This window comes from Paenibacillus sp. N119s, assembly GCF_059447605.1.
This window is the reverse complement of sequence record NZ_JCAJRU010000444.1, coordinates 1-1,337: the sequence shown is the minus strand read 5'-3', so window position 1 is coordinate 1,337 and position 1,337 is coordinate 1. Positions and strand designations below refer to the sequence as shown.

General features: G+C 46.7%; 2 protein-coding genes. Both read left to right on the top strand.

Features of this window, described 5'->3' with window-relative positions; translation table 11 throughout:
* On the top strand, positions 1 to 887 hold an 887-nt coding region (locus AC5V8P_RS25605; protein ID WP_495474057.1), incomplete at its 5' end, for a GerAB/ArcD/ProY family transporter.
* Between the two features lie 101 nt (positions 888 to 988).
* Positions 989 to 1,337 (top strand): uroporphyrinogen-III synthase (locus AC5V8P_RS25600; RefSeq protein ID WP_495474056.1); only part of this gene is annotated, 349 nt, incomplete at its 3' end.

The window sequence follows — 1,337 nt, the reverse complement described above, 5'->3', positions numbered from 1 at the left end:
TCATCATTTTTGCGCGGGATTTGAGGATTATTACCGATCTGGTGGAGGTGGTGCTTTTGCCGCTGACTCCGATTGTGATCACTTCTCTTATTTTGTTGTTGACTCTGGTATTTATGGCTAAAGGCGGAATAAGCACCATGGTCAATATGGCGGAGATTTTTGTACCGTTATTGATTGTGACACTGCTGACTATGCCGCTTTTTTTCGGCCGTAATATGGATTTTTCAATGTTGAGACCCTATTTACATCCGGAAGTAGAGGGAGTGATTAAGGGTAGCTGGCGTATGCTGGGATATATGGTCGATATCATGATCGTTCCCTTTGTCCTCCCGGGAAAGAGCTATAATGGGCGTAGTGCGTGGTTTGGGCATTTGACCGGAACTGTCTATATGATCTTGTTGGTATTGCTGTCGGAGTTGGTAATTGGTGTGCCTATCTTGTCACGGCTGTTTTATCCATCGTATGAACTGGTACGTCAGTTGCAGCTAACCGATTTTCTGGATCGATTCGACTTATTCGTAGCAGCGTTGACCGTACCAACCTTTCTTATAAAGATTGGAGTTGACCTGTACGTTACCAGTCTCGCGATCAAGCGTATGTTTACTCATGCCTGGGGGAGTCTGATGGTATGGCCCGTAGGTTTGTTAGGTTATGTCTGTTCGTTTATGTTGTTTTCCAACACCGTACAAATTTATGATTTCAGCCGGGAATGGACGGCGGTAATGGTCATTTTTTTTGTATTCATGCCCTTGGTATTATGGATGCTGCTTCGACCCAAATCTAAAGGGAACGACAACGAGGATAAGTCATCATCCAGCAGGGAGAGGGATAGAAGTGAACAGAAAGAAGGCCAGCAGGGAAGTGAAACAGGACACGCCCACTTATAAGTTTACTGTATTTAGCAGGAAAGTAATTCTTATTTGTCTTTTGCCTCTCTAATTGTATACTTGGTAGAAAGAAATACGACTTCTACAAGGGAGGCAACAGCATGGCACAACGCATGGCAGGTAAGAGAGTCGCTCTTGCCGGTCCCCGTAAAGCAGAAGAAATGGCGCTGTTAGTTATGAAGATGGGAGGAGAGCCGGTAGAGCGCCCAGCTCAGGGCACGGTTTTTCTGGATGACATCGAGCTGCGCAACGCTGTTGTATCGTGGGTGAAGAACCCTCCGGACTGGTACATCTTTACGACAGGTATGGGACTGGATGCTCTGTTCGATATGGCGGAGGACATGGGCGTGGCTGAGCAAATTATAGAGCTGCTGCAATCCTCCAACATTGCGGCACGAGGCTACAAGACGGTCAATGGACTCAAAAAGCGTGGCTTTACGCCAGCAGTAC